Raw genomic sequence first — 4428 nt, forward strand, 5'->3', positions numbered from 1 at the left:
GCGACCATAAGACCAGAACAGAGTAAATCTGTTAAGGCAGGTGCGGAACCCCGCAAGGGAAAGAAGCAGAAACCCAAATCGTGAGGTTTGGGAATCGCCGTCCGTTTTACGGCGGCGAGGATGTCAAATTCTCTTTATCATCTAAAATATTACTATTTTTGGCCGTTGTTCGGGGAACAGTAGAGGCGGCATCAGACAGGCAACAAAGAGGGAGGAGAAACCCACGCCAAGGACAATTTTAAGCTGGCGGGAGATTCTTAAGCGCCCCTAGGTATTCTAGTAATTGCCGATGAGCCGGGTTATGTAGTGGGTAGAGATGATCGTAACAGATGGTGACGAGGGCTTGCAGATCGTCCACTAAATCCTCAGCTGCAATGGATTCCTGGGGTTGATTGAGGAGAATGACTTGGATTTTGAAGAGACGGCACAAACCCAAAATAAAATCATGACAAAAGCGACTGACACTTTCCGCATGGGTTAAAACTAGACATTTCACCTCACCCTGACAAATCATCTTCACTAGACGCATAAAATTAGGGCGATTGTGGCTAACTCCGTCGCCGATATCGGTGAGAATTTCAAAGGGTTGACCCTGCTGACTACAAAATTCTTCTAACGCTTTTATCTGGTCGTCTAATTGTGGTTTTTGTTCAGGTCGATTAACACGAGCATAGCCCACAATAAATCCAGTTTCTTGTACAGATTGTAAGATATCTCCCCGTCGAAATCGGCGATGACCGCCGCGGGTACGAATTGAGGCAATTTTTCCCTGTTGTTCCCAGCGCCGGAGGGTTTTAATGCTAACCCCGAGTAAATCGGAAGCTTCTCGAATAGTGATGAGAGTATTCATAGTATATAAGCTGTTAAGTATTTAAATTGCTTGTTGAGATGAGGAAAGAGGCACTCATGCAAGAGGCAACAGTAAAGGGATTGGGTTAGATTCGGCTAATCTAAGAATAAGGTGTTTAAATGTGTCTTAACTTAACCCGGTTTTAATTAAAGAAATTTCTCGAGAGAGAATCGTCCAACTTTAGACAGTCAGTTGTCCACTTTTATACTGCCATTGCCCTACGCTGGTAACTATAGATGATTTGGGAAAATTAGTCATACCTCTTTAGATAGAGATATTAGACGGGATTTTTGGTCTTTCTAAAACCTGAGTTTGTCCGGGGGTCGCAGGGGTGACATTTTTAGGGGACTAAAAAGACCTTGCTGTGGGGATGAATTGCCTTCCCCCCGTTTTCCCCGTTAGGGAATTAATTCTTCTGCAACTCTAGTTTTAACGATCAAAACTGTTAAGTTTTATACATTGTACCTCTCTTGATTAAGTTTTGTAACAATTTGAGAGATTTTTTTTTGAACTAATACCAAATTTCTAAATCCATGACAGACATCCACGCTCGAATGCTTGCCAAACCTTCATTCGTTGTGACGCGAATAAAGAAAAATGGTATAAGTAGGGAGGCACAATTATTTGTAGGATGGGTTAGCGGTAGCGTAACCCATGCGGGCGTTGGGTTTCATGCTTAAACCGTTCGGCAAAAGCTCACGGCCGAAGCCCAACCTACGTTCTTGATTAAGTTTTGTAACAATTTGAGAGATTTTTTTTAAGTAGAGCCTGTTTATTTGTCCAACTTTGACCAGAAAATCTTGGGTATATTTGTCAACTTTTGGGTATTTATGTTCAAGAAAAACTCCTATAAATTGGACAAAAAAATAGATAAATATTGCCAAAAAAAACTTTTCTAAAACACTTGACTTTTTTTGAAAATTTTCGCTATAGTTCTCTCAAGTCAAATAAAAAGTTATCAGCGAGCTTAACCCTTGCCTAACTTCTTTTGATGGCTATAGTACACACAATTAACGCTGGATAATTCAGTTATGATGACAACCAACAAATTAACCAAAACCTTTGCTTCTGGCTCCCTAGCCATTGGGGTTCTCGCCGGCGCGGTGCTTACCGCTACCAGTGCCAGTGCCGCCAGCATGTTAACTTGGGCGCAATGGACGGGCGGAACTCCTCTTGAAAAAGGGGACAAAAAAGTTACGTTCGTCTCGGAAAATGGCTTTGGGGCCGAGGCTCTGGATGATGTTGAGCTGATAGGGATGGGCCATCATTATTATTTCCTATACGATGCCACGACTCTGGGTTCCCCTGATCCCAATATTAGTTCCGGGTCTTTCACATATACAATCGAGGTCACTGACCCCAACAAGTCTATTGTCGGGGTTGACCTAGATTCAGACGTATCATCCAACTACGGGACTGTAACCGAGACATTTGATGAGATACCTGGGCTCTCCTTAGTTTCAGTTAACGGCTCAGCGGATCCTGCTGTCGGTTTCGAACCTATCCCCCCCCATAAACTGTTGACCGTCACAAATACCCTATCTAATCCTGGTAGCCCCACTGAAGGTCTATTCCAACTCCAAAATTCCTTCCACCAAGTTCCCGAACCGGGTACTATCCTGGGACTTCTGGCAGTGGGTGGTTTAGGATTGGTTTCCCGCTTCAAGAAACAAAAATAACAGTTACCAATGTGTGCAAGACATTGATAACTGTGACGTTGAACAAGAATAGCTAAAGGTTAGATGCCCTATAGGGATTTCTAGCTTTTAGCTTTTTCTTATCGCGTTGATTCTAACACAAGTCAAGACCTGATTTTGGTTTTTAATCAACTTCTGTAGGGGCGTACTGCGTGCCATTGGTATCAACTTAAGCAAGAAGCTTAATTATAAAAAGTAGCTGATTATCCAAGAGGAAGGAAGTAAAAAATGGTAAAATAAGGCGGAGAAGTCAGAGGTGGGTCAGTGAAAAAGCGCTCTAAGCAACGACCGAGAAAACAGGGGAATCCAGATTTGCGGCGACCACATCAATGCCCAAGCCCAGAAATCCCACAAGTAATAGAAGAACTTAAAAAATATCTAGAGCCAAGATTATTTACGCCGCTAAAATATATGCGAGGAAATCATGAAAAAATCATGAGAGATAGATTATTAACCTTACCCGTGGTGGTCGCCTTATTGGTAAGCTTAGTCTATCGCCAGATAGCGGAGTTAAGTGAAGCTGTAAGAGTCTTAAAAGAGGAAGGATTACTCTGGTTAGAACCTCTAAAAGTAAGTAAGCAAGCTGTATCCAAAAGATTGATGAGCTTACCTACGGAAATCTTTGTATTGCTGCTGAGAAATATTTTAGAAAAAAGAAAAGAAATGTCAGGTAAAATTAGCATAGCTGAGAAATGGCAAAAGGTGAGAGAAAAATTCAGTGTTATTTGGATAGCCGATGGCTCAACCCTAGAGCAGCTGAGGAAAAGGCTGAAAGCTTCCGAGAAGGAATCTGGGAAATTGGCTGGAAGAATAATGATGATTGTTGAGGCATTTACGCAAGTACCTGTGACAGTATGGTATCAGAAAAATGAGAAATGTAACGATAAAGTATGGGCAGAACAATTAATAAATGAGCTACCTACATCAGGCCTGCTAGTCGTTGACCTAGGCTTTTTTAGTTTTCCGTGGTTTGACCAATTTACTGAGGAAGGAAAATATTTTCTTACCCGCATGATGGGAAAAACATCTTACCAAATAAAGCAAGTTTTGTCCGCAGGAAAACTTGACCGAGATGAGATTATTACCCTCGGTCAGTATCGCTCTAATCCTTGCCATTCGACCGTCAGATTAGTCTCAGTTCTTTGGGGAAATACTTGGTATGATTATTTGACAAACGCAGAAGTGTTGAACGTGGAAAAAAGTCGTACAAAATTTGATATTCTAGATAAGAAAACAAAGTAAATGTCCACCAATAAATGTGAATAAGCCATGCTAACAATTTTCCCAAAACTAATGAAAGAGCTTCTCAAGCCACTCCCCAAAAATGACTATCCCGCATTAAGTACATTTACTTTTGTGTCCTGTTGGATAGGTTTTGCGCTGGATAAAAGTATCGTCAGCATGAGAGACTTAAGCGCACGCCTGAAAATGCAAGGAATTAATGTCAATACGTCAACGTTTTCTAAGGCGAGTAAAATCCGAGAGACAGAACCATTTGAGAAAATCATCAATAAATTAAATAAAAGTTTAGTAAACAAAAAAGGAAAAGAAGCAGCTCAAGCTTTATTTCCAATTGACTCGACAATAATCTCACTGACAAGTAAACTGTTGTGGACAAAAGGATGGCATCAAGTAAAATTATTTTGTGGAATAAATAGTATCACCACAGAAGTGGGGGGGATTGTGATCAATTTTGGTCAAGGACATGACTCTAAAGAAGGGAAAAAAACTAGAGAAGAAATTCCTGTAAATGCAGTTGGGGTAATGGACAGAGGCTTTTCTTCTAATGAAAGAATCAGAAAATTATTAGAGAAAAAAGACAAGCACTTTGTTTTAAGGGTAAAAAATGATATGAAGCTAGAAATGCTGGAAAATGGCCAG

5 protein-coding genes are annotated in these 4428 nt (G+C 40.9%); 3 read left to right on the forward strand and 2 right to left on the reverse strand.

Features of this window, described 5'->3' with window-relative positions:
- Positions 1 to 238 precede the first annotated feature (238 nt).
- Positions 239 to 850 (reverse strand): IS607 family transposase, encoded by a 612-nt coding sequence (locus tag IQ242_RS17650; protein ID WP_193960871.1) that lies wholly within the window; start codon positions 848 to 850, stop codon positions 239 to 241.
- 620 nt (positions 851 to 1470) lie between these two features.
- The gene (locus IQ242_RS17655) at positions 1471 to 1734 is read right to left on the reverse strand and encodes a hypothetical protein (protein ID WP_193960872.1); all 264 of its coding nucleotides are present in this window, start codon (positions 1732 to 1734) and stop codon (positions 1471 to 1473) included.
- 147 nt (positions 1735 to 1881) lie between these two features.
- On the opposite strand from IQ242_RS17655, the gene IQ242_RS17660 reads away from it, so the two are divergent.
- From IQ242_RS17660 to IQ242_RS17670, 3 genes are all read left to right on the forward strand, one after another.
- A complete protein-coding gene (locus tag IQ242_RS17660; RefSeq protein ID WP_193960873.1) occupies positions 1882 to 2529 on the forward strand; it encodes a PEP-CTERM sorting domain-containing protein in 648 nt (215 codons plus the stop codon).
- A 282-nt stretch (positions 2530 to 2811) separates the two neighbouring features.
- The gene (locus IQ242_RS27225; protein ID WP_193960874.1) at positions 2812 to 3789 is read left to right on the forward strand and encodes an IS4 family transposase; all 978 of its coding nucleotides are present in this window, start codon (positions 2812 to 2814) and stop codon (positions 3787 to 3789) included.
- 51 nt (positions 3790 to 3840) lie between these two features.
- The coding region (locus IQ242_RS17670; RefSeq protein WP_228021061.1) for a transposase at positions 3841 to 4428 on the forward strand (588 nt) is incomplete at its 3' end.

Origin of the sequence: Microcystis sp. LEGE 08355, from assembly GCF_015207185.1 — a bacterium.
GTDB lineage: Bacteria > Cyanobacteriota > Cyanobacteriia > Cyanobacteriales > Microcystaceae > Microcystis > Microcystis panniformis.

Excerpts from the sequence above, each read along its gene's own strand:
- IQ242_RS17650 (WP_193960871.1), bottom strand. The coding sequence starts at position 850 with ATGAATACTCTCATCACTATTCGAGAAGCTTCCGATTTACTCGGGGTT.
- IQ242_RS17660 (WP_193960873.1), top strand. The coding sequence starts at position 1,882 with ATGATGACAACCAACAAATTAACCAAAACCTTTGCTTCTGGCTCCCTA.